This is a genomic window from Mycetocola sp., from assembly GCF_025464835.1.
Lineage (GTDB): Bacteria > Actinomycetota > Actinomycetes > Actinomycetales > Microbacteriaceae > Mycetocola_A.
The window spans coordinates 1-21,560 of the sequence record NZ_JAODMP010000046.1 but is presented as its reverse complement, the minus strand read 5'-3'; the positions used below and the strand labels follow the sequence as shown (position 1 = coordinate 21,560).

Below are 21,560 nucleotides of genomic sequence, written 5' to 3'. Positions count from 1 at the left end.
TGGTAGGTTGGCAACGATCACGCTCGATGAAGGGGACCTTTTTCATGGCCACGGACGATAAGACGCCAGAAGCAGCTCACGGGGAGGGCTCGGTGCCGCCGGGGGGATCGACCGAAACACCGCAACAGGCTTATCCGCACGAGGATGCGTACAGCCAGGGAGTCGCGTACGCGCAGCGAGCGTACGTAGAGGAGCCGCCAGCCGGGCAGCAGGCAGCGACCGGGAACGCACCGTATGTTCAGGGCGCCGACGCTGCTGCGCAGGACCCTTCTTCTCAGGGCACGGCCGCCTCCTCGCAGAACCCCGACAGCCAGCCTCAGGCCGGATACGACCAGGAGCACCACACGCCGCAGAACCCGTACGGGCAGAACCCTGTCCCTGGCCAGAATCCATATCCTCAGGGCGCAGCCGAGGCGTACAGCCAGGGCGCACAGCAGGCCGCGGCATACGCGCAGAACGCATACACGCACGGCGCGTACACGCAGGGCGCCTACACGCAGGGCGCCTACAGCCAGGGCGCCCAGCAGACGGGATACCCACAGGGCGCACCGTACCCCCCGGGTGCGACTCCCGCGGGGTACCCTCAACCGCGGGTATCGCAGCGCCCGCCGATGGATCCGAAGAAAAAGAAGAAGACCATCCTGTTCTCGGCGATCGGCGCCGGCGTGGTGCTTGTCCTCATCATCGCGTCAGTCATCGTGAACGTCATCGGCGGCTCGCAGTTCGGCCCGGGAGCCACGGTGAAGACGTATCTCAGCGCCATCAGCCAGGGCAACGCCGCAGAAGCGAACAAGCTCGTCGACCCGGGAGTGACCAAGAACGCCGCAGCTCTGCTCTCGGACGACATTCTCGGCGAGGCGAAAGCGTTCATGAAGAACGCCAAGGTCACCGAGGTCACCACGCGTGGTGAGTCCGCCTACGCCGAGGTCAGCTACAGCATCGACGGCACGGCGTTCGACGACATCATCGCACTCAGCAAAGACGGCAAGCAGGGTGTCTTCTTCGACAACTGGAGAATCGACAAGCCACTGCTCTCCGCTGTGCATGTCTACGCGAGCCAGGGCACGGTCGTCTCCGTCAACGGCAAGGACATCGACTTCGGTAAGGCATACGACCTGCCCGCCTACCCAGCGTCATACGAGATCGGCGCCCCTGAAGGCGACTTCTTCGAGGCCGAGACGCAGAGCTTCGTGGCCGGGACAGGCTCGAAGGCGCGCTATGAAGCCGTCGAGGTGGAGTTCACGCCGAGCGAAGAACTCACCAGCGCCGTGCAGGAGGCGCTGAACAAGCACCTGGATGCCTGCGCCGCTTCCGCGACCGACCCAGGCGAGTGCGACATGTACTCCGGCGCGCCGTTCACGTTTGCTGACCAGCCGGCGATGAAGTACTCCGTCGAGAAGTACCCTGTCGTGACCGTCGACGAGTCCGGTGCCCGCTTCACTACTGAAGGTGGAAAGGTGACGGCGACAGCAACCGGCACGCTGTACGGCGGCGGCACGGGAACCGAAACCTTCACGACTCGGGATGACTGGGCGCTCACCGGCACCATTGTGATCGACGGTGAAACGGTGACGCTCGAGGACATCTACTAGATCTCAGCGACCGGAAAGCGGAGCGGGCCGGCGGGTTCGCTCCGACTGTGGCGGCGGGAACCCGGCGTCCACGTCCGATGAACTGGGTGGCATCGCAGGTGCGTCACACGAACGGGGCTCGGTTCACAAGCCACCGGATCCATCCGTCGCGCATGCCGGGTTCCCGCGCCCAAAACCGACGTTCGTGACGGACGGATCGACCAGGTAACGCAGCCACCGGATTCATCCGTCGCGCATGCCGGGTTCCGTCGCACAAAGCCGACCTTCGTGACGGACGAACGGGAACGGCTGGCTAGAACCCGCCGCCGATGCTGCGCAACCGGGCGACCCGCTCCTCGATCGGCGGGTGCGTCGCGAAGAGCCGCGCCACGGCGCCCGGCTTCAGCGGATCCGCGATCCACAGGTGGGCCATCGAAGAGTTCTGCCGCCGCATCGGCCGGCCGTATGCCTGCAGTTTGAGCAGGGCGCTTGCGAGCGCATCCGGATGCCGCGTCGTGAGCGCACCCGTCGCATCCGCCAGGTATTCGCGTTGCCGCGAGACCGCGAGCTGCACCATGCTGGCCAGAAGCGGTGCGATGATCATCGCGACGATTCCCAATACGAGCACGACCGGGTTGCCGCCGTTGTTGTTGCGGTTCCCGCCGCCGAACCAGGCCATGCGCAGGAACATGTCGGCGAGGAAGCCCACAGCGACGACGAGCCCGAAGACGATCATCGACACCCGGATGTCATAGTTGCGCACGTGACCCATCTCGTGGGCCATCACTCCCTCGAGTTCGGAGTCGGTGAGGATGTCGAGCAGCCCGGTGGTCGCGGCGACGGATGCGTGCTGCGGGTCGCGACCGGTCGCGAAGGCGTTCGGGGCCGGATCGTCGATGAGATACACCTTGGGCATGGGCATGCCCGTCGTGATGGCGAGGTTCTCCACGATCCGGTACAGCCGCGGGTTGTCGCGCTTCTCGATCTCATGACCGCCACTGATCGCGAGGGTCTGCTTCGACGCGAAGAAGTACTGGAAGATCGCGTATGCGGTCGCACCGACGATCGTGAAAGTGACGATGGTTGGGCTGTTGTAGATGTACCCCGCCAGGGCCCCGAGCCCGCCGATGATCAGCAGGAAGATCGCGATGATGATCACGGTGTTCACCTTGTTCCTGCGGATGGCCCTGTACATTCATCGTCCTTTCACGAGAGATACAGAAAAGGCTCGGGCGCCCGTCAGCGCGCCCGAGCCCGTGTCGAAGTGTCTAGAACTGCACGCGCGGCGGCTCAGCGATGGCCGCGTTGTCAGTGACCTCGAAGAAGTCACGCTCGGTGAATCCGAGGTTCTTCGCGATGAGGTTGTTCGGGAAGACCTTGATCTTGGTGTTCAGCTCGCGCACGCCTCCGTTGTAGAAGCGGCGTGACGCCTGGATCTTGTCTTCGGTGTCGACCAGTTCGCCCTGGAGCTGGAGGTAGTTCTGGCTCGCCTGCAGCTGCGGGTACGCCTCAGCGACGGCGAAGATCGACTTGAGCGCCTGCTGCATGTGATTTTCGGCCGCCGATGCGTCTGCCGGCCCCTGCGCGCTCAGGGTCTCTGCCCGTGCGCGGGTGACATTCTCGAACACGGCCCGCTCGTGGGCTGCATAACCCTTCACCGATTCGATCAGGTTCGGAATCAGATCCGCTCGCCGCTTGAGCTGCACGGTGATGTCGCTCCAGGCCTCGTCAACGCGCACGTTGAGGGACACCAGGGAGTTGTACGTGACCCAGAAGTAAATACCGACGATAACCGCCAGTGCGACGATGATGAGTACAGGAATGAGCCATTCCATGGCGAGAGCTCCTTGATGTGCTGGCATGCAGTGCGTGCGGTGGACCGCTTCAGTCTACGGGTGCGACCCGATGGCTCCCTGAGGATGTGGCCTGTCGTCAAGCCAAGCGTTCGGAGTCATGGGCCGAGGACGCGGTTCAGATAGGGGTTCGAGAACAGCCGGCGCGGATCCAGGCGGTTGCGCACCGCAAGGAAATCGTCGAAGTGCGGGTACAACGCCCGAAGCGAACCAGCATCCTGCGTGTGCATCTTTCCCCAGTGCGGACGTCCACCGTGTTCGATGAGGATCGCTTCGACCGCGGCGAAATACCGCGCGGGGTTCTCGTGCACGTAGCGATGGACGGCGACGTAACCGGTGTCGCGGCCGTACGCGGTCGACAGCCACAGGGAATCCGCGGCAGCGAACCGAACTTCGATCGGAAAGCTGATCCGCCATCGCCTCTGGGCGATGAGCGTCTCGATCTCGCGGACGACGGTCGGCACCTTGTCGGCCGGCAGTGCGTACTCCATCTCACGGAAACGGATCGACCGTTCGGTCGTGAAGACCCGGTGGGATAGATCCGTGTACCGGCGGTTTCCGGCCAGCCTGGCGGCCATCCGGTTCACGGAGGGAATCACCGGCGGCATGACGGTGCCGGCGAAGCAGGCGGCTCGGTACACTCCGTTCGCCAGCAGCGTGTCGTCGACCCATCGCTTCGCGAACGGCAGGGGGTGCCGCGCAGAAGTGCCGGGCAACCGGGTGTTGGTCTTCGTCAGCGCCGTCGTCGTGTGCGGGAACCAGAACAACTCGAAATGGTCAGCGGATGCCACGCGTTCGGCAAGCGAATCCAACACGTCGGCGAGCGGCTCCGACCTTTCGACCGCCTCGACGAGGAAGCGCGGTACGCAGGCGATCGTCACTTCGGCGATGATTCCGAGGGCACCGAGCCCGAGTACGGCAGCCGGGAGCAGTTCAGCGTTGTCATCGTCGTCGATGCGCAGAATCTCGCCGTCACCGGTGATGAGCGTCAGCCCGCGCACCTGGCCGGCCAGTCCCCCGTATGAAGCGCCGGTGCCATGCGTTCCGGTGGAGATCGCGCCGCTGATGCTCTGTCGATCGATGTCGCAGAGGTTGGTCATGGCGAGGTTGTATGGGGCAAGGAGCCGGGGGATGTCGCGCAGCCGGGTGCCCGCGTAGAACGAGGCGCGCCCGTCGGCGGTCGGCCGGCCGATGAGGCCCGAGAGATCATCCAGGGCGAGTTGCACACCGGTCGCGACGGCGATCCCGGAGAACGAGTGCCCAGCGCCGACCGCCTTGATCGGGATGCCGGATCCGCTTGCGGCGCGAACGGCGCGCTGCACGGCGGCAGTCGACCGCGGTCGTTCGACCCGCAGCGGTCTGGCCTGTTCGGTCCGGGCCCAGTTGTGCCACACCGCCCCCGTCGCAGTCACAGGAAGGCCTTCCCTTCGCCGCGATAGGTCGGGAGCCGGTCGACGACCCTGTCGTTGTCGACGACCACGAATTCGTTGACCCGTTCGCTCAGCTCGCCGGACTTCGAGTGCCTCAGCCACACCCGGTCGCCCGTTCCCAAGTTCGACGCCGCTTCACCGCGGATGGGCGTCTGCACCTCACCGGCCATCTCCCGCGGTACGAGGTGAAGCCCCGTCGGCCATTCCAGTCGCGGCATCCTGTCCTCACCAGGCGGGCCGGATGCCACCCAGCCGCCGCCGAGGATGACAGCCATCGACGGGGCGGGCTTGCGCACGACCGAGAGGGCGAACGACGCAGCGGGAGCTGGGTGGAATGACCGATAGTTGTCGAACAGATGCCCGCCGAGGACGCCGCTGCCTGCAGCAATCTCCGTGACCGACTCGTCCTGGGCGGTGCTCTCGACGGAGCCTGTGCCGCCGCCGTTGACGAACTCGAGCTCGGCGACCCGCCGCACGGCCGCAACGGCAGCGGCACGCCGCTCGGTGAGTTCGGCGATCGACCGGCGTTTCATCCAGCGTTTCGTGAGCGACCAGGAACCACTGGGGTCGTTCCGGTCCCCGAGCCCGGCGATCTGGGCTTCGTACGCCATCATGCCGACGAGCGTGAAACCGGCGCGGGCCTCGACGACGCGCGCGAAGGCGGCAGCTTCTTCGGCGGTGCGAATCGGTGAACGCCAGACACCGACATGGCCAAGCGGCACTGGCGACCGCCACGACACGTCCAGTTCCAGACAGAGGCGCAAACTCTCCCGCTGGTTCGGCGACACGCACGCGTCGATGAAATCGAGGTGTTCCACCGAATCGACCATGAGGGTCACCCGTGCGGCCGCGAGCGGGTCCTCGGCCAGCCGGCGGATGGCATCGGCGTCGGCGGTCGGATACCCGACGACGACGTCATCCACCGTTTCCGCCAGCCAGAGAGCTTCAGGCAGGGTGAAGGCGAGCACTCCGGCGTAGCCGTCGGTTTCGAGCAGTGCCTCGGTGATACCGCGCACTCGGATCGACTTGCTTGCCACGCGGATCGGTTTGCCGGCCGCCCGGCGAACCAGGTCGTGCCTGTTGAAGCGAAGCGCGCCCAGCTCGAGAACAGCAAGCGGGCTCTCAAGGCCGGCGGTGGCGGCTTCGAGGCCGACCCAGAACCGTGAGGGGTCCAGCCAGGGAGCGGGGGCGACCGCGGCGGGTCCGACCGAGGAGAGCGTGATCGCCATCGGCACTCCCTTCGTCGGATCCCACGTTAGCGGTTTTCGGATGCCCGGTACCGGGACCCGATGCTGTGAAACACCCCCAAAGGATCGAGTTCGTTTGACATGCCGCACGGCACAAACGTAAATGGAAATACGGTGGGGATTTTCAGTGCTGCTCGACGTGACGGGGGCCGGTCGGTCGAACTGACTCGGCAACGCACGCGCGCCTTCCCGCCCACACTCCCGGCGCTTGCGGCAGCATCCCTAGCGGTGCTGCTCCTCCTCATCGTCGTGCCGACGGCTGCACACGCCGAACAGGAGCTGATCCCCCACTCCCTCGACGACGCGGCTCCGACGATCACGTCACCGGCCGATGGTTCGTTCCTCGGTTCGGCGAGCGCCGTCATCACCGGCACGAAGGAAGCCGGCTCCGAGGTGCAGATCCTGGCCGGAACGTCGCGGACGAACGTGTGCACCATCCGGACCGCCGGCACGGACTTCTCGTGCACCGTCTCCCGTCTCCCGAACGGCCCCGGAATTCCCGTCAGCGCAGTGCAACTCGTCGTCGGCGGTGAAGACCTCGAATCCCAGCCTGTGCGGGTCGATGTCCTCGCGCCGCCGACGCTCGCGGGAACGTCTCCCTTGCTGACCGGGGGTCTCGTTCGAGGTGACGCCTACCCCAACGCCCAGATCACACTGTCCATCGGCGGCGGAACGACCTGGAGCTTCCCCGCAGGGCCGGACGGCGCCTGGGCATACGTCCTGCCGCGCAGCCTCGGGAGCGGCAGCTACACGCTGAACGCCACCCAATCGGCATCGTTCAGTCACGGCGGGCAGTCCGATCCCAGCCTGAGCCGCACGATCTGGCTCGACGTCGACCCACCGGCCGCACCGACCATCGCCTTCCCCGTCTCCGGAAGCACCGTCTCCCCCACTGGAGCCCTGTACTCAGGGACCGGTGAGGACGGCGCGACCGTGAACGTCTTCGCGCTGGCGGCATCCGGGGCGGACCTCGACGTCTGCTCCGCTCTCGTGTCCGGCGGCGTCTGGAGTTGCACGGGAGCGACCCTGCCGACCGGTGCGGTGACGGTCACCTCCTTCCAGACGGATGCTGCAGGTAACGCCGGTGCGGGAAGCACTCCGGTCACCATCACGGTGGCGAAGCCGACGACGCACGCCCCGTCTCCGAGCCAGGGTGCCCCGGCGGCTCCCCCAGTCGTGCCACCCGCGCCGTCATCGACTTCACCGGCTCCGGCGCCGGTCGCACCGGAAGAACCGGCTGTCCCGGCACCGCGGCCCCCTGACCCGGGCAGCTGGGACGCCGCAACACCGTTCACGACCGCTGTCCCGAGTGCCCTCGCCGCCGCCGGCCCGTCCTGGCCGCGCGCACTGGTGCTCGCAGCAATCGCCATCCTCCTGCTGCTTGTCCCCGCTCGGCTGCTCGCGACCACGGTGGGCGGGCGACGGGTGTTGGGTGCACCGCTGAGTCTCACCGGTCGTAACCGGGCGCCTACCCACGACGACCCGGCCCCGATGTTCAGCGGTGCAGGCGAGAAGGCGGTCTCGGTGCTCCTGGTCTTCGTCGCTGCGGCCATCGTTCTCTTCGCCAATCCGGTACATGGCGAACCCGGCTACCTGCGGTTGCTTCTCGCGTCGGTCCTCGCGGTGGCGGGGATCAACCTGGTCGCGACCCTGGCACCCGCTCTTCTGGCTTCGCGTCTGCCGACCGGGCCCGCCCGCATCGCCCTGTCGCCGCGGCTCCTTCTGTCCGTGGCCGCGGTCGCGCTTGTGTCCCGGGTCCTCGAGCTGCAACCGGCGCTGCTTTACACCATTGTCTTCACGGTCAGCGCCGTGTCAGGAGCCAGAGTGGCGCGCGGGATGATTGCCGGAATCCGGATCGGTGCCGTCTTCGCGGCGGGCGTTCTTGCCTGGCTGGCGTCCACACTGCTCGGCGCTCCGTCCGGGTTCCTCGGGTCGCTGCTGGTCGAGACCGCCAACATCGCGGCCATGGCAGGCGTGGGATCGGCTGCTGTCCTCTTGATTCCTCTGGGCAGGATGGACGGGCGCGCGCTGCTCACGTGGTCACGACCCGTCTGGTTCCTGTCGGCGGCCATCGTCCTGACCGTGCTTTTTGTGCTTCTCGCCCCGGTCGTCGACGTGTGGGAGACCAGCGGTGAGATCGTCGTCGGGTTCCTGATCGTGCTGGGGTTCGGAGCGCTTGGTCTGTCGCTGTGGATCTGGCGCCGGCTGATCCATCCGGCCCTGACAGCTGACTGACCCGTCCGGTTCTTCTGTGTCGGTGGCTGGCGGGAGAATGGCATGGTGTTCATCGTCCTGGCAGGCTCACCGCGCGGCGGCGGAACGCTCACGGAACTGGACGCCGCCGGGGTCGCCTCGGCACCACTCGCGTTCAACCGGGCCGGGCTGCCGGCAGCGGTCGCCAGCCGTGAACCGGACCGACCGCGATGGGTGTGGAACGACACAACCCTGTGGTACCCGGCGCTCCTCGACGCCGGAGTACGAATAGAACGGTCCCAGGACCTTCGACTGGCACATCACATCCTGAAACTCTCCGAAGCAACCAGGGGCACGGCTCTGCGAGACGCCCCTGCGAACTCATGGGACGGTCCCGCGGTTCCAGCAGGTGATCACTCGAACACGCTTTTCGACAGCCATGCGCCCGAGCACGGGGCTGATCCGATTGAAGAGTTCTTGTTGCAACGTCGGACACTCGACGCCGTCGCTGGCACGGACCCTTCGAAGGCTGCACGCCTGCAGCTGCTCCTCGCCGCTGAATCCTGCGGGGCTCTCATCGCCGAGGAGATGCGATTCTTCGGCATGCCGTGGCGCCGAGACCTGCACGCCGCGATGCTCGAGGAAGCGCTTGGTCCGCGGCCCCGGTTCGGTGGTCGGCCGGCGAAACTGGAGGCGCTCGCCGACCGGATCCGCGCCACTCTCGACGCCCCGGCGCTCAACCCCGATTCGCAACCGGATCTCCTTCGCGCTTTGAAGAGAGCTGGCCTGCCGGTCACCGGCACGAGCAAGTGGGATCTGCGAGAAAAGCGGCATCCGGTCATCGAACCGCTGCTGACCTACAAGAAGGGCGCCAGGCTGCTGTCGGCCAACGGCTGGGCGTGGATGGACGCGTGGGTGCAGAACGGACGGTTCCGTCCGGAATACGTCGTCGGCGGCGTCGTCACCGGACGATGGGCAACCCGCGGCGGAGGCGCACTCCAGTTGCCGGCTGAGGTCCGCGGCGCGGTCAGAGCAGATGAAGGGTGGTCCCTTGTCGTGGCGGACGCCGCCCAGCTGGAACCGAGGATCATCGCTGCCATGGCCCGCGACGAGGCCATGGCAGCGGCGGGCCGTAAGCGCGACCTGTATCAGGGCCTGGTCGACGCCGGCGTGGTCGACACTCGCGCGCATGCGAAGGTTGCCATGCTTGGGGCACTCTACGGGGCGACAAGCGGAGAGAGTGCACGGCTCATGCCGCGGCTGACCCGCGCCTTTCCGCGGGCGATCGGCCTGGTCGAAGCGGCAGCCCGCGCCGGGGAACGCGGTGAGCAGGTGAGCACGTGGCTTGGTCGCAGCTCGCCGTTGCCCGGCGACCGCTGGGAGGGCGCCGATGCCGTCCCGTCGACGGATGCCCCTCCATCGGATGACCGTCGCGCCCGGCAGGCGGCTCGAGACTGGGGTCGCTTCACGCGCAACTTCGTCGCGCAGGGGACAGCGGCCGAGTGGGCGATGTGCTGGATGGCGGGTCTGCGCCAACGACTCCGCGCGCTCGCCGACGATCGCGGTGAGCCACACCTCGTGCTGTTTCTGCACGATGAGGTGATGGTGCACACACCCGCCCACCTCGCTGAAGCGGTCGGCACCGCTGTGACCGAGGCTGCTGATGACGCCGGTCGACTGCTCTTCGGGGACTTCCCTGTCGATTTCGCCCTGACCGTTGCCACGGTGTCGAGCTACGACCAGGCCAAGTAGCGCCGCCGGTCAGTCGAGGCGAGCGAACATCTCCACAGGGGCGAGCGTTCCGGCGGTCATGGCAGCCCCGAGATTGCCCATCCGGGTGCGGCCGTCGGGGCCGAGGACGAGGTGCATGCCGAGCGGCGACGTGCTCCCATCGCCCGCCGGCCCGCGCTCGATGAACTCGATACCCTCCTCACGGAGGTTCCTCGTGGATTCGACGGTGAAGCCGGCCGATTCCAGAGCGTACGCGTAGTCCTCGGGCGTCGCCGGGAAGGAGATGTCAGCGGATGCCGCCCACGGCAGCGGGTAGGCGAGCTCACCGTCTCCTGTGCGCATGACGTCGTACACGGCGAACATCCCACCCGGCTTGAGCGCTCGGGCCGCACTCCGGAACATCGCCGGCTTGTCCTGGATGTTCATTCCCACGTGAAGCAGTGTTGCCACATCGAATTCGTTGGCGGTGAACGGAAGATCGAGGGCGCTTCCCTCGACGAAGCGCACCCGGTCCGAGAGTCCAGCCCGTCGCGTCAGGGATGTCGCGGTCTCAACGAATTCGGGTGTGAGATCCACGCCGACAACGGTTGCGCCGAAATGGTGCGCGAAGAGCCGGGCAGGCCCGCCAAGACCTGAACCGATGTCGAGTACGACCCGTGTGGGTCCGATCCCTGCGCCGATCGCGACGTCCCGCGCTGCCTGCACTCCGCCGATGTGGAATTGGTCGACGGCAAGGAGATCGTCGGGCTCGAGGTGCTCGGGATCGTGACCGGTTCGCTGGAGTGCTCCCAGGATCGAAGACTCGAGTTCGGGGTTGCGATAGTGCTGTGCCACTGCGTTCTCGGTGTGCATGGCCGCTCCTCCCGGTCGGTGCGCCGCAGTCTACGCTCCGGCGGCCCTGCGGGACAGACCCGGACTCGGCGACTGGTCGACGCTCCTCGGGAAGCTAGTCCTGCTCTCCCGCTTCGGCGGGTCGTTCAGCGGTGAGCGCGGACACCGGCACGGTGCACGCGTCACCCTTCCAGGCTTCCATGCCTTCCCTGATCGCGAACGCGGCGATGACGAGCGCCGCGACCGAGTCAGCCCACGCCCAGCCCAGAAGCGAGTTGAGCAGCAGGCCGGCCAGGAGTGCCGCAGACAGGTAGCTGCAGATCAGGGTCTGCTTCGAATCGGCGACGGCGGATGCCGAGCCGAGCTCCCTGCCGGTGCGGCGTTCGAACCAGCTCAGGCACGGCATCACGACGAGGCTGACGGCGGCGAGGACAATGCCCGCTGGACTGTGTTCCGCTTCGCGCAGCCCGAAGAGCGACATTCCGGCATCGGCGATGACGTAGACCGCCAGGCCGATGAACGAGATCGCGATGACTCGCAGCGCGACCTTCTCCCGTTTCTCCGGGTCCGGCGCGGCGAACTGCCAGGCGACCGCCGCGGCAGAGAGCACCTCGACGATCGAATCGAGGCCGAACCCGATGAGCGCTGCGGACGACGCCACCGTGCCTGCGGCCAGCGCGACGACGGCCTCGATGACGTTATAGGCGATCGTGATCGCGACGACCAGCCGGATGCGACGCTGCAGCGTTTTCCTGCGGGCTGGCGCCACAGCGTTCCGGCTCACCGTCGCCGCGGTCACATCGTCGCTCCCGCCCGCACCGGCGGCGCCTGGTTCACCGCGCCACCGCGGTCTTTCCGGCACTGGTCCTGATCGTCATGTCATCCAGCTTCGGGAGCGCGGCCAGCAGCGCTTGCTCGGCGTGGTGCGCGACGTCTTCGGCCTCAGCGAGCGTAGTGTCCGCCACGACGATGGTTGCCGCTCCCTGAAGCCTGTGTCCGACCCAGCGCAGTTGCACTCGTGAGACCGAGAGAACGCCCGGGGTGCTCTCGAGCGCCAGCTGGGCGCGCTCAGCGAGGTCCGGCTCGATGCCGTCCATCAGACGGCGGCCGATGCTGCGCACCGTGCCCCACAACAGGATAATGATGGCCGCTGAGATGAGGAGGCCGACGATGGGATCCGCGAGCGGGAACCCAAGCATGACCCCAGCGGCTCCGATCACGACAGCGAGCGAGGTGAAACCATCGGTGCGCGCGTGAACGCCGTCCGCGACGAGAGCTGCGGATCCGATCCGCTGTCCGACCCGGATGCGGTAGATCGCGACAGCCTCATTGCCAAGGAACCCGATGACACCGGCGGCCATGACCCACCACAGGTTTGCGAGCGGTTGCGGGTTGATCAGGCGTTCGATGGACTGCCATGCCGCGGTCACAGCGGAGAGCGCGATGACGGCGACGATGACGAGCCCCGCGAGATCCTCCGCGCGCCCATAGCCGTAGGTGTAACGCCGGGTTGCGACTCGGCGCCCGAGGAGGAACGCAATCCACAGCGGAACAGCCGTGAGCGCATCGGAGAAGTTATGGATCGTGTCGGCGAGGAGGGCCACAGAGCCGGAGACGAGCACGACGGCGAACTGCAGGATCGTGGTTCCCAACAGGATGAAGAGGCTGATCTTGAGGGCCCGGATCCCGTGGGTGCTCGCCTCGAGGGCATCGTCGATGGAGTCGGAAGCGTCGTGCGTGTGAGGCATGAAGAGCCCGTAGAGGAACCCCTTGAGCCCCGTCGGGTGTACGTGGCCGTCTGATCCATGATCGTGGTCATGGTCCGAGCGGGGACGGTGGTCGTGATCACTGTTCTGGTGCAGCCCGTTGGCATGCTCATGCTGGTGCGCTCCGACGCTCACGACGCGGCCTCCCTCTCGGCATGGTGGTGCCGTGGGGTGCCGCCGAGCGAGTGTTCGGCCTGGAATATGGCGTCGGAGACGAGCTGGCTCGCGTGTTCGTTCTCGAGCCGGTAGAACACCCGAGTGCCCTCCTGCCGGGTCGTCACGAACCGGGCGAGACGCAACTTCGCCAGATGCTGCGACACGGACGCTGGGGTCTTGTCCACGACATCGGCCAACTGGCCCACCGAACGCTCACCGTCCCGGAGGGCGAGGATCAGCCGCACACGTGTCGCGTCGGCGAGCATGGCGAACACCTCGACGGCCAGCTCGACGAACTGACTGTCCGGCTCACGGCCACAGATTCGCGTCTCTGCATTCATACGCAGATAATAACATTGCTGCGTGACGCCCGTCGCTGCGCAGCCAGGACTTCCGCGTTCTGCCTGTGGCGCTGGGCCGCGAGCTGGTAGCGCTCCTGCCGAATTCAAGCCCTCGCCGATCACTGATCTTGCTGACCACATCATCCGCGTCGCGATGAAAATTCACGGGGTCGCAGGAAAGCACCGATCCCGCGACCCGGACGGCGGTGCCGTCTGGGCGGCAGATCACCGCGTTCGGGTCGCCCTGCACGACGAGCCGGCTCTCCGGGATGCCGTGCGTCGCGCTCCCTCCAGACGAGCAATGAACCTGGACCGCACAGAGCCAGATTCCCGTCTCTTGGCATTACGGCGGCGCCGACCGGCTGACCGTTCGGCGCTGAGTGCCACCGCGATCCATCCGGCCCGTACAACACCGGGGCACAGGGCATCAGCGGGCCCTAGAATGCCTCGCGTCCGCGCGTTTACTGCCTGTACGGCCGCCCTGACTGGTACCCCCGGTGGGACTCGAACCCACACTGGAGCGATTTTAAGTCGCCTGTCTCTGCCATTGGACTACGGGGGCGTGCCCGTCAAGCTTATTGTGCGCGGACGGCCGCCCTCGCGAACCCCGCCGACTCACGCCGGACGAGCCGGAGTGACTTCCGCTTAATGACGATGAGCCCGATCCGTTACCGGACCGGGCTCATCACATCAACGGGCTACTTCGACGCAGCGACCGACTGTTTCTCAACGACCGGCTGAGCGGGCTTCTTGACAGCGGGCTTCTTGATCGCTTCGACCGGCTTGACGGCTTCAGCAGCCGCGGGCGGCTTGGGTCGGGAGGCGAACTCTTCGAAAGCTGCACGCGGGGTCTGCACAGCAGCGAGGCTGACGATGTCGCGGCCGAGGAAGAAGTTGACGATCCACCCCATGATGACGCGGATCTTGCGCTCCCAGCTGGGCATTGCCAGGCCGTGGTAACCGCGGTGGGCGAACCATGCCGGAAGGCCCTTGATCGCGATCTTGCCTGACTGGAAGACACCAACGCCGAGACCGAGGCCGGCGACGGCACCCATGTTCTTGTGGATGTACTCCTTCGGTTCCTCGTCGCGGAGGACAGCGACGATGTTCTTCGCCATGAGCTTGCCCTGCCGAACGGCGTGCTGGGCGTTCGGCACGCAGAACCCGCCGACGCCACCGCCTGAGAGGTCGCGGATTGCCGTCACATCGCCGGCGCCCCAGGCGTCGGGGACGATCTCGTCATCGGTGCCGACGCGGAGGTCGGGGCGAACGACGAGACGGCCACGCTCCTCGATCGGAAGGTCGGTGTTGCGCACGATCTGCGGGTTGGCCATGACGCCTGCGGTCCAGACGATGAGGTCGGACTCGAACGTCTCGCCGGTCGACAGCTCGATCCTGCCGTCGACGGCTGAGGTCAGCTGGGTGTCGAGGTGCACGAGAGCGCCGCGCTCGGCGAGGTTCTTGAGCACCCAGTGGCTGGTCTTCTCGCTGACCTCGGGCATGATGCGCCCCATGGCCTCGATGAGGTGGAACTCGATCTCCTCGAACGCGATCTGCGGGTAGCTCTTCAGCAGCGCACTCGCGAAGGAACGGAGTTCAGCGAATACCTCGATGCCGGCGAAACCGCCGCCGACGACGACGAAGTTGAGCAGGCGTGCGCGCTCTGGTCCGGCCGGGAGGCTGGATGCCTTGTCAAAGTTCGACAGGACACGGTCGCGGATCGCGACAGCCTCCTCGATGGTCTTCAGGCCGATCGCCTGGTCAGCGACACCGGGGATGGGGAACGTGCGGGACACGGCACCGGCGGTGACGACGACGACGTCGTAGTCGAACTCCCAGGACTCACCAACCGCCGGAACGATCGTCGCCTTCTTCTCGGCATGGTTGATGTTGGTCACCTTGGCGGTGAGGACGTTCGTCTTCTTCAGGTGTCTGCGCTGGGCGACGACCGCGTGACGCGGTTCGATCGACCCGGCCGCGACCTCGGGAAGGAAAGGCTGGTAGGTCATGTACGGAAGCGGGTCAACAACGGTGACTTCCGCTTCGCCATGGCGCAACCATTTCTCCAGCTTCCATGCGGTGTAGAAACCGGCATAGCCGCCGCCGACGATCAAAATTTTTGGCACGGTGAGAATTCTCCTACTGGGGGGTCGCACGGACTCAAACAGGCCACTGTCTGCGAGCCGTCCGCTTGAGGTGCCGGGTGGCACCGATGGCACCGAGCACTAATAGGGTACCAGTTCCCAAGAATAGGGCGAGCGGCAGGCTGACATACAACAGGGTGTCGCGTGTCGGAAGAAAGGGATTCGATCCGCCGGCCACCGGGTCAAGGGGCGGAACTTCCGGGATGCTTCCTGCATCCTGCGGGATGCTTTCGGGCGTTGCCTTCGCTTTGCGGTGCTGCGTGATCCACGCCGCAAGGTCACCCATCGGGTTTTCCTCGACCGCTGGCACCTGGGCTGTGACGGCGGCGAGGGCGTTGAGATAGCCGTGACCGTAGATGGCATTCGGGAGGGTTTCACCCGGCACGGGGCTGGCGGTGCGGATGATCCGGTTGATGACGTTGGCAGCGTCCATGTTCGGATAGCGGGCCCTGACGAGAGCGGCGACGCCTGCAACGATCGGGGACGCCCCGCTGGTGCCCGCCCACTGGACGTAACTGCCGTCGGGTGAGGCGCCGACGAGTTCCTCACTCGGGGCGGCCACCGAAAGGGTGATGCCCTTGCTGGAGGCGTCGTAGCTTGCCTTCCCTGACGAGTCGACTCCGGCAACCACGAGAACGCCAGGGATGGTCGCGGGGGCGCCCACCTCCTCGGTGCCGCTGCCGCGGTTCCCTGCCGCCGCGACAACGATGACGTCGTTCTCGAACGCGTAGGTGAACGCTTCGTCCCAGCTTTCCGGCCAGTCCTTGGTGTTGGTCGTCAGCGACATGTTGATGACATCGGCGCCGTTGTCGACGGCAAAGTGGATGGCGTCGGCAATCTGGTCGGCGAAGGGAATCGTGGATCCACTCGAGCCGAAGCCGACGGAGATCGAGATGAGACTGGCACCCGGAGCCGCGCCGATGACTCCGTTGCCGTCGCCGTTTCCTCGGCCGGCGGCAAGCGAGGCGACCCAGCTCCCGTGGGGATTCTCGCCTGCCCCTCCCACCGGGGTTCTACCGTTGGCACTGCCGACACCTGAGGCGTCATGGCCGGCGACGACCGCGCCCGCGAACTCGGCTGGCCCGTCTGCGATTCCGGTGTCGATGATCGCTATCGTCGTGCCCGCTCCCGTGCTGTGCTGCCACGCATCAGCGATGCCGTGGTTCGCGAGCCAGTACTGGGCGTCGCGGACCTGGTCGGCGTGCGCCGCGGGCACACCGGCCGTCACCGTTCCGAGAACGAAGAGTGTCACCAGTGCTCCCGCGAGGGCCCCCCGATGCTTCAGCTTGCGGCTCATTCCCCCGCCGAAGCGGCCTCTTCACCCTCGACGCACTGGCACACGGTTGGTGACCAGGCGGCCCGCTCCAACGCTCGATCCCCGATCGGATTGACGCCAGGACCCGCGGCGAGGGCGTGGCCGACCAACGCGTGCAGGCACTTCACCCGGACCGGCATCCCCCCTGCCGAGATGTTCACCAGCTCAGGAACGAGCTCGATGCTCTCACGGTCGGCGAGATAGGCCTGGTGGGCAGCCGCATAGGCGGCACGGAGTTCCTCGTCTGCGGCAAGGTCGTCGTTGTACTCGTTCATCACCTGAGTTGCTTCGAGCGTCGACACAGCTGCCGTCGCGGCAGGGTGAGTGAGGTAGTAGAACGTGGGGAATGGCGTCCCGTCATCGAGCCGCGGAGCCGTGGAGACCACCGTCGGCGCCCCGCAGACACAGCGCGCCGCGATGCCTACGACGTTGCGGGCTGGCCGGCCCAATTGGGCGGAGACGGCCCGGATATCGTCGGCCGTCACGGTCTCGAATGGCGGTGTCGTCATGCATCCATTATCCCTGCTCAGCGAGTCGGCTCCGGCGTTGGTACCGGAGGGATCGACGGGGCGGTCGAGACCTCCGCCAGTCCTGCGGTGACGAGCGAGGCAAGCATGGACTCGGCCCAGTTCACCCTCGTCGCCGTGAGTTCCGCACTGATCGGGGCTTCATCCTTGCCCAGCAGTGCCGCATCGACGTCGTTCAGAACGATGAAGCTGATCTCACCCGGGTTGACGTAGAACAGCCGGTCGCGTGCCTGAGTCATGACGTAGGTGCTGTCGTTCCATCGCTCGCGTTCGGCAGTGAGTCGCTCGATCTCGTCTTTGCTGACCGCGACGGATGCCTGCAACTCGGCGATCTGCTGACGCTGCTCGATGTACGCCTTGAGGTTGGGCGCGATGACGACGATGCCAAGCACAAGCAGCGCCATCATCAGAAGTCCGAAGCCGGAAAAACGGATGCCTCGGATCCAGCTCCCTGCCTCCGCTTCCGGCACGGCTCCGGTGCTGTCGGCCCATCTTGCCGTAGTGGATAGCGGCGATGTCGAGCGGTTTCTTCCTGGTCGTCTGGCCACGCGCCGCCCCTTCCCTCTCCACTGCTGCCAAGCACAACTCCCGGCATGCGCCGACATTCGACGCATACCGGGAGTTGTTGGACGGTTACGCCGAGAACCTCGGGAAGGCGCTGCGACCCGCGTACACCGCGGATTCGCCCAGCTCTTCTTCGATCCTCAACAGCTGATTGTACTTCGCGACCCGCTCGGACCTGGCAGGCGCACCGGTCTTGATCTGTCCCGCGTTCGTGGCGACGGCGAGGTCGGCGATGGTGGTGTCCTCGGTCTCACCCGAGCGGTGCGAGAGGATCGCCGTGTAGCTCGAACGCTGCGCCAGGGCGACAGCGTCGAGTGTTTCGGTGAGCGTACCGATCTGGTTCACCTTGACGAGGATCGAGTTCGCAACGCCCAGGCCGATGCCCCTTCCGAGACGCTCAGGGTTGGTGACGAAGAGGTCGTCTCCGACGATCTGCACCTTGTCGCCGAGTTCGGCGGTGAGGTGCTGGTAGCCTTCCCAGTCCTCCTCCTCCAGCGGGTCTTCGATGGAGACGAGCGGGTACGCCTCGACCAGCTCGGCGTAGTAGGCGCTCAGGTCCTGGGCGGAGAGCTGCTTGCCTTCGAAGTGGTACGCGCCGTCCTTGAAGAACTCGGTCGCTGCGACGTCGAGGGCGAGCGCGATGTCCTTGCCAGGCGTGTAGCCGGCGTTGGTGATCGCTTCGACGATGAGGTCGAGTGCCGCGCGGTTGCTCGGCAGGTTCGGGGCGAAGCCGCCTTCGTCACCGAGGCCGGTTGCGAGGCCCTTCGACTTCAGAAGCGCCTTGAGCGCGTGGTAGGTCTCGACGCCCCAGCGCAGACCCTCGGAGAAGCTGTCGGCGCCGAGAGGAACGATCATGAATTCCTGGATGTCGACGTCGTTGTCCGCGTGCGACCCGCCGTTGATGATGTTCAGGAGGGGGACGGGGAGGACGTGCGCGTTCGGGCCGCCGAGGTAGCGGTAGAGCGGAAGGTCGGCTGCCTGCGCTGCGGCCTTTGCAACGGCGAGGCTTACGCCGAGGATGGCGTTGGCGCCGAGGCGCTCCTTGTTGTCTGTTCCGTCGAGGTCGATGAGGGTCTTATCGATCAGGCGCTGGTCGTCGGCCTCGAGACCTTCGACCGCGTCGCCGATTTCGTCGAGTACCGCGTCAACAGCCTTGAGCACGCCTTTGCCCTGATAACGGTCGGCGTCGCCATCCCGCAGTTCGTAGGCCTCGAAGGCCCCGGTCGACGCTCCTGATGGAACGGCGGCGCGCTCCACCACGCCGTTGTCGAGAAGAACCTCGACCTCAACGGTCGGGTTCCCGCGGGAATCCAGAATTTCGCGAGCGCCTACAGCATCAATAAGTGCCACAGTTTTTCTCCTGTTCGAGGTGGTGCCGGTGGAATGTGTGGAGCGACGTTGACCCGCGCTCAGTCTAGCCAACTGGTTCCGGCAGGTTACGAGGGTGGGTCCGGCGGATACCCCTCGAATGGCCGGACGTTTGACACTCGCACACAAAACCCGTCGACGGATGAGCAGCGCGCGTTGTGGGCATCCGCAACGAATGCGGGTACCCGTCGTGCATGACGGTCAACGCTGCTACGTTCACCGTGCTGCCAGGAGCGCACCCACGGACAGGTCGAGGAGGACAGGACCGAACGGGCTGCGGCGAAGATCCACACTCCCGGTTGCGTTGTCCCTGCACCCCGCCGGTTCGCCGGCATCCCGAACAGACGCACGTCAACGAAGACCACTCGCGTTCCGCTTCGCACCTCACGGTGGCGGATGCCTGGTCTGAAGTGGCGTGCCGCCTGCGCGGCTTCCTTTCGGCATATCCCAGGAGATCCTCGTGAGCAGTACTCCCCCACCCGGCCCGGCACCCCTTCTCGCCTGGAAGGTTTCGACCATCGCCCTCAGCGTTCTGCTGATCGCCGCTGTCGCCTTCTTCTTCTTTTTCACGCAGAAGATCACCGATGGAGCCCAGCTACTCGACTCAGGCGCGAGCCTCGCCGCTGCCGGGTCAGGAGAGCTCTCCGACGGTGCGACAGCGATCGATGACGGTGCCGCCAAGCTGGCGGATGGTGCCTCGAGCGCTGCCGAAGGAGCGGCGACCCTTGAAGCCGGTGCGGTGAGCGCCACCGCCGGGTCGAGCAAGATCGCGACGGGCGCCCAGAGCGCTGCGGACGGCGCCCTGGCGCTTTCCAACGGCGCGTCGAGCGCGGCAACAGGCGCCCAGAAACTGGCGGCGGGTGCGACCAACGCGGCAAACGGCAGCGCGGCTCTCTCCACAGGCGCCGCCAGCGCTTCCGCGGGGGCAGGGAAGATCGCGGGCGGATCGGCCGACGTCTCCGTCGGTGCCTCGGCGCTCTACGCCGGTCTCTACGGGACCGTTGCCCCTGGCTCGACCCAGTTGTCAGACGGAGTCGACAAGATCAAGGACGCGATCGAAGGGAAGCTGCACCCCGGAGCCGCCCAGGTCTCCGGTGGAGTCGATAAGGTCACCGCCGCAGTGAAGACCCAGCTCTCCCCCGGCGCCACCCTGATTGCGCAGGGTGCCGCGAATACACAGACCGGGGTTCAGACCCTCAGTGACGGCGCAAACGCCCTCGCGGCCGGGACCGGGCAGATCGCTCCAGCGGCCGCCGCCATCAACGGGAACCTTCCAGCGCTCACGACGGGGGCGGGCTCGGTCAAGACGGGCGCCACCACCGTCGCCAGCTCGCTGCACGCTGTCATCACGGATCTCAGGAAGCAGGGCGCCGACCCCACTCTGATCACCCAGCTCGAATCGATCGCCAAGGGAGCTGACGACGTGGTCATCGGAGCGACCACGGTGTCAGGCGGACTCGACGAGCTGAAACCTGCCGCAACAGGCCTCGGCGCGTTCCCCCGCGTCCACACCGGTGCGACGAGCATCGCCGCCGGCCTTGGGACGACAGCACCCATCGAAGGCATACTTCCGAAGGGTGGCCTGCTGTACGCGGGTAACCTTCCGACTCTCGCAGTCGGCGCCGCACAGGTGGCGGCAGGCCTCGGAGCGACTGCCCCGATGCCTGGCCTCGAATCAGGCGGATTGCTCTACGCAGCGAACCTGCCAGCACTCAGCGCGGGGGCAGGCCAGGTCGCGGCGGGACTCGGCGCAACCGCGCCCATCCCGGGGGTACTTCCGACGGGAGGATTGCTCTACGCGGCCAACCTGCCGGCGCTCTCCGCTGGAGCGGCTCAGCTCGAAGCGGGAGTCCACACCCAGCTCCTGCCCGGGTCGCAGAAGCTCTTCCTGGGCAGCGCCACGCTGGCCGCCGGCGCAGCCGACCTGTCGACCGGTGTGAAAACGCTGTCCGTCGGGTCCTCTTCCCTCAATGTGGGCTTGGCGACCTTGCAGGCGGGCGCCGCAAGCCTCGCCGTTGGCAACGACAAGCTGGCGGTCGGCGCGTCGAGCCTCTCGACAGGAACGCAGGCCCTGGCACAAGGATCGTCGAGCCTGAACACCGGGCTCGCCGCGCTCTCGGCGGGATCCACCTCACTCGCCGAGGGTACGGGCAAGCTGGCCGACGGTGCGGGAGAGCTCAGCGAGGGAACGTCGACTCTCGCCACCGGCGCGGCGTCGCTCGCTGACGGCAACTCGAAGATCAATGATGGAACCGCACAGCTTCACAGCGGTGCAGCCGCGTTCAGCGCCGCGCAGCTGACCGCGTCACCGTGGTTGTGGGGCACCCTCCTCATCCTGGTGCTGGCCGGTGCTGCACTGCTCATCCGCCGGATGATCCTCACCACCCGCCGGGAGGTCGCCGACTCCGTCTGAACGGGACCGGCAGGGCCGCGGATGCCGCCGCGCCCGCATTGCAGGAGATCGCACGTTTCGCAGGAGAAAAACCGGTAAACGGTCCTGTGAATCGTGTGATCTCCTGCCAA

Annotated in this window: 17 protein-coding genes and 1 tRNA gene; 4 read left to right on the top strand and 14 right to left on the bottom strand. The window is 66.5% G+C overall.

Translation table 11 applies throughout. The features are described 5' to 3' along the window. Positions 1-44 precede the first annotated feature (44 nt). Positions 45-1,592: a hypothetical protein gene (locus JWP90_RS05500; protein ID WP_297360787.1), complete on the top strand. Its 1,548-nt coding sequence runs from the start codon at positions 45-47 to the stop codon at positions 1,590-1,592. Between the two features lie 292 nt (positions 1,593-1,884). On the opposite strand, the gene JWP90_RS05495 is transcribed toward JWP90_RS05500, so the two are convergent. The 4 genes from JWP90_RS05495 to JWP90_RS05480 form a co-directional block, all read right to left on the bottom strand. Further along, positions 1,885-2,766, bottom strand: coding sequence for a M48 family metallopeptidase (locus JWP90_RS05495; protein WP_297360784.1), 882 nt, complete (start codon positions 2,764-2,766; stop codon positions 1,885-1,887). 73 nt (positions 2,767-2,839) lie between these two features. Further along, a complete protein-coding gene (locus JWP90_RS05490) occupies positions 2,840-3,406 on the bottom strand; it encodes a LemA family protein (RefSeq protein WP_297360781.1) in 567 nt (188 codons plus the stop codon). Between the two features lie 116 nt (positions 3,407-3,522). Then, complete coding sequence (locus JWP90_RS05485) at positions 3,523-4,836, bottom strand: D-arabinono-1,4-lactone oxidase (protein ID WP_297360779.1); 1,314 nt, start codon at positions 4,834-4,836, stop codon at positions 3,523-3,525. After that, positions 4,833-6,083 (bottom strand): alanine racemase, encoded by a 1,251-nt coding sequence (locus tag JWP90_RS05480; protein WP_297360776.1) that lies wholly within the window; start codon positions 6,081-6,083, stop codon positions 4,833-4,835. Before JWP90_RS05480 ends, JWP90_RS05485 begins: the two co-directional genes overlap by 4 nt. A 246-nt stretch (positions 6,084-6,329) precedes the next feature. Here JWP90_RS05480 and JWP90_RS05475 point away from each other — a divergent pair, with 246 nt between their 5' ends. Both JWP90_RS05475 and JWP90_RS05470 read left to right on the top strand, forming a co-directional pair. After that, positions 6,330-8,336, top strand: a complete 2,007-nt coding sequence (locus JWP90_RS05475) for a hypothetical protein (protein WP_297360773.1) — start codon at positions 6,330-6,332, stop codon at positions 8,334-8,336. Positions 8,337-8,378: 42 nt separating this feature from the next. Then, the gene (locus JWP90_RS05470; RefSeq protein ID WP_297360771.1) at positions 8,379-10,046 is read left to right on the top strand and encodes a bifunctional 3'-5' exonuclease/DNA polymerase; all 1,668 of its coding nucleotides are present in this window, start codon (positions 8,379-8,381) and stop codon (positions 10,044-10,046) included. Between the two features lie 9 nt (positions 10,047-10,055). Here the strand turns inward: JWP90_RS05470 and JWP90_RS05465 are convergent, their stop codons facing one another. From JWP90_RS05465 to eno, 10 genes are all read right to left on the bottom strand, one after another. Then, positions 10,056-10,877, bottom strand: a complete 822-nt coding sequence (locus JWP90_RS05465) for a class I SAM-dependent methyltransferase (RefSeq protein WP_297360768.1) — start codon at positions 10,875-10,877, stop codon at positions 10,056-10,058. 94 nt (positions 10,878-10,971) lie between these two features. Beyond that, complete coding sequence (locus JWP90_RS05460) at positions 10,972-11,655, bottom strand: cation transporter (RefSeq protein ID WP_297360765.1); 684 nt, start codon at positions 11,653-11,655, stop codon at positions 10,972-10,974. A gap of 34 nt (positions 11,656-11,689) precedes the next feature. Further along, positions 11,690-12,604: a cation diffusion facilitator family transporter gene (locus tag JWP90_RS05455; protein ID WP_297360814.1), complete on the bottom strand. Its 915-nt coding sequence runs from the start codon at positions 12,602-12,604 to the stop codon at positions 11,690-11,692. A 149-nt stretch (positions 12,605-12,753) separates the two neighbouring features. After that, a complete protein-coding gene (locus JWP90_RS05450) occupies positions 12,754-13,119 on the bottom strand; it encodes a metalloregulator ArsR/SmtB family transcription factor (protein WP_297360762.1) in 366 nt (121 codons plus the stop codon). A gap of 486 nt (positions 13,120-13,605) precedes the next feature. After that, a tRNA-Leu gene (locus tag JWP90_RS05445) sits at positions 13,606-13,681 on the bottom strand. 136 nt (positions 13,682-13,817) lie between these two features. Continuing rightward, positions 13,818-15,245 carry an NAD(P)/FAD-dependent oxidoreductase gene (locus JWP90_RS05440; RefSeq protein ID WP_297360760.1) on the bottom strand — a complete coding sequence of 476 codons (1,428 nt, stop codon included), beginning with the start codon at positions 15,243-15,245 and terminating at the stop codon, positions 13,818-13,820. Between the two features lie 34 nt (positions 15,246-15,279). Beyond that, complete coding sequence (locus JWP90_RS05435) at positions 15,280-16,515, bottom strand: S8 family serine peptidase (protein WP_297360757.1); 1,236 nt, start codon at positions 16,513-16,515, stop codon at positions 15,280-15,282. 41 nt (positions 16,516-16,556) lie between these two features. Beyond that, positions 16,557-17,087 carry a DUF501 domain-containing protein gene (locus JWP90_RS05430; RefSeq protein ID WP_297360755.1) on the bottom strand — a complete coding sequence of 177 codons (531 nt, stop codon included), beginning with the start codon at positions 17,085-17,087 and terminating at the stop codon, positions 16,557-16,559. A 17-nt stretch (positions 17,088-17,104) separates the two neighbouring features. Continuing rightward, positions 17,105-17,512, bottom strand: a complete 408-nt coding sequence (locus JWP90_RS05425) for a septum formation initiator family protein (RefSeq protein ID WP_297360752.1) — start codon at positions 17,510-17,512, stop codon at positions 17,105-17,107. A 226-nt stretch (positions 17,513-17,738) separates the two neighbouring features. Next, positions 17,739-19,019, bottom strand: coding sequence for a phosphopyruvate hydratase (gene eno / locus JWP90_RS05420; RefSeq protein ID WP_297360749.1), 1,281 nt, complete (start codon positions 19,017-19,019; stop codon positions 17,739-17,741). Between the two features lie 478 nt (positions 19,020-19,497). On the opposite strand from eno, the gene JWP90_RS05415 reads away from it, so the two are divergent. Further along, positions 19,498-21,450: a hypothetical protein gene (locus tag JWP90_RS05415; RefSeq protein WP_297360746.1), complete on the top strand. Its 1,953-nt coding sequence runs from the start codon at positions 19,498-19,500 to the stop codon at positions 21,448-21,450. Positions 21,451-21,560: the final 110 nt, after the last annotated feature.

Excerpts from the sequence above, each read along its gene's own strand:
- JWP90_RS05455 (WP_297360814.1), bottom strand. The coding sequence starts at position 12,604 with ATGCCTCACACGCACGACGCTTCCGACTCCATCGACGATGCCCTCGAG.
- JWP90_RS05490 (WP_297360781.1), bottom strand. The coding sequence starts at position 3,406 with ATGGAATGGCTCATTCCTGTACTCATCATCGTCGCACTGGCGGTTATC.
- JWP90_RS05495 (WP_297360784.1), bottom strand. The coding sequence starts at position 2,766 with ATGTACAGGGCCATCCGCAGGAACAAGGTGAACACCGTGATCATCATC.
- JWP90_RS05500 (WP_297360787.1), top strand. The coding sequence starts at position 45 with ATGGCCACGGACGATAAGACGCCAGAAGCAGCTCACGGGGAGGGCTCG.
- JWP90_RS05465 (WP_297360768.1), bottom strand. The coding sequence starts at position 10,877 with ATGCACACCGAGAACGCAGTGGCACAGCACTATCGCAACCCCGAACTC.
- JWP90_RS05450 (WP_297360762.1), bottom strand. The coding sequence starts at position 13,119 with ATGAATGCAGAGACGCGAATCTGTGGCCGTGAGCCGGACAGTCAGTTC.
- JWP90_RS05480 (WP_297360776.1), bottom strand. The coding sequence starts at position 6,083 with ATGGCGATCACGCTCTCCTCGGTCGGACCCGCCGCGGTCGCCCCCGCT.
- JWP90_RS05425 (WP_297360752.1), bottom strand. The coding sequence starts at position 17,512 with ATGATGGCGCTGCTTGTGCTTGGCATCGTCGTCATCGCGCCCAACCTC.
- JWP90_RS05470 (WP_297360771.1), top strand. The coding sequence starts at position 8,379 with ATGGTGTTCATCGTCCTGGCAGGCTCACCGCGCGGCGGCGGAACGCTC.
- JWP90_RS05430 (WP_297360755.1), bottom strand. The coding sequence starts at position 17,087 with ATGACGACACCGCCATTCGAGACCGTGACGGCCGACGATATCCGGGCC.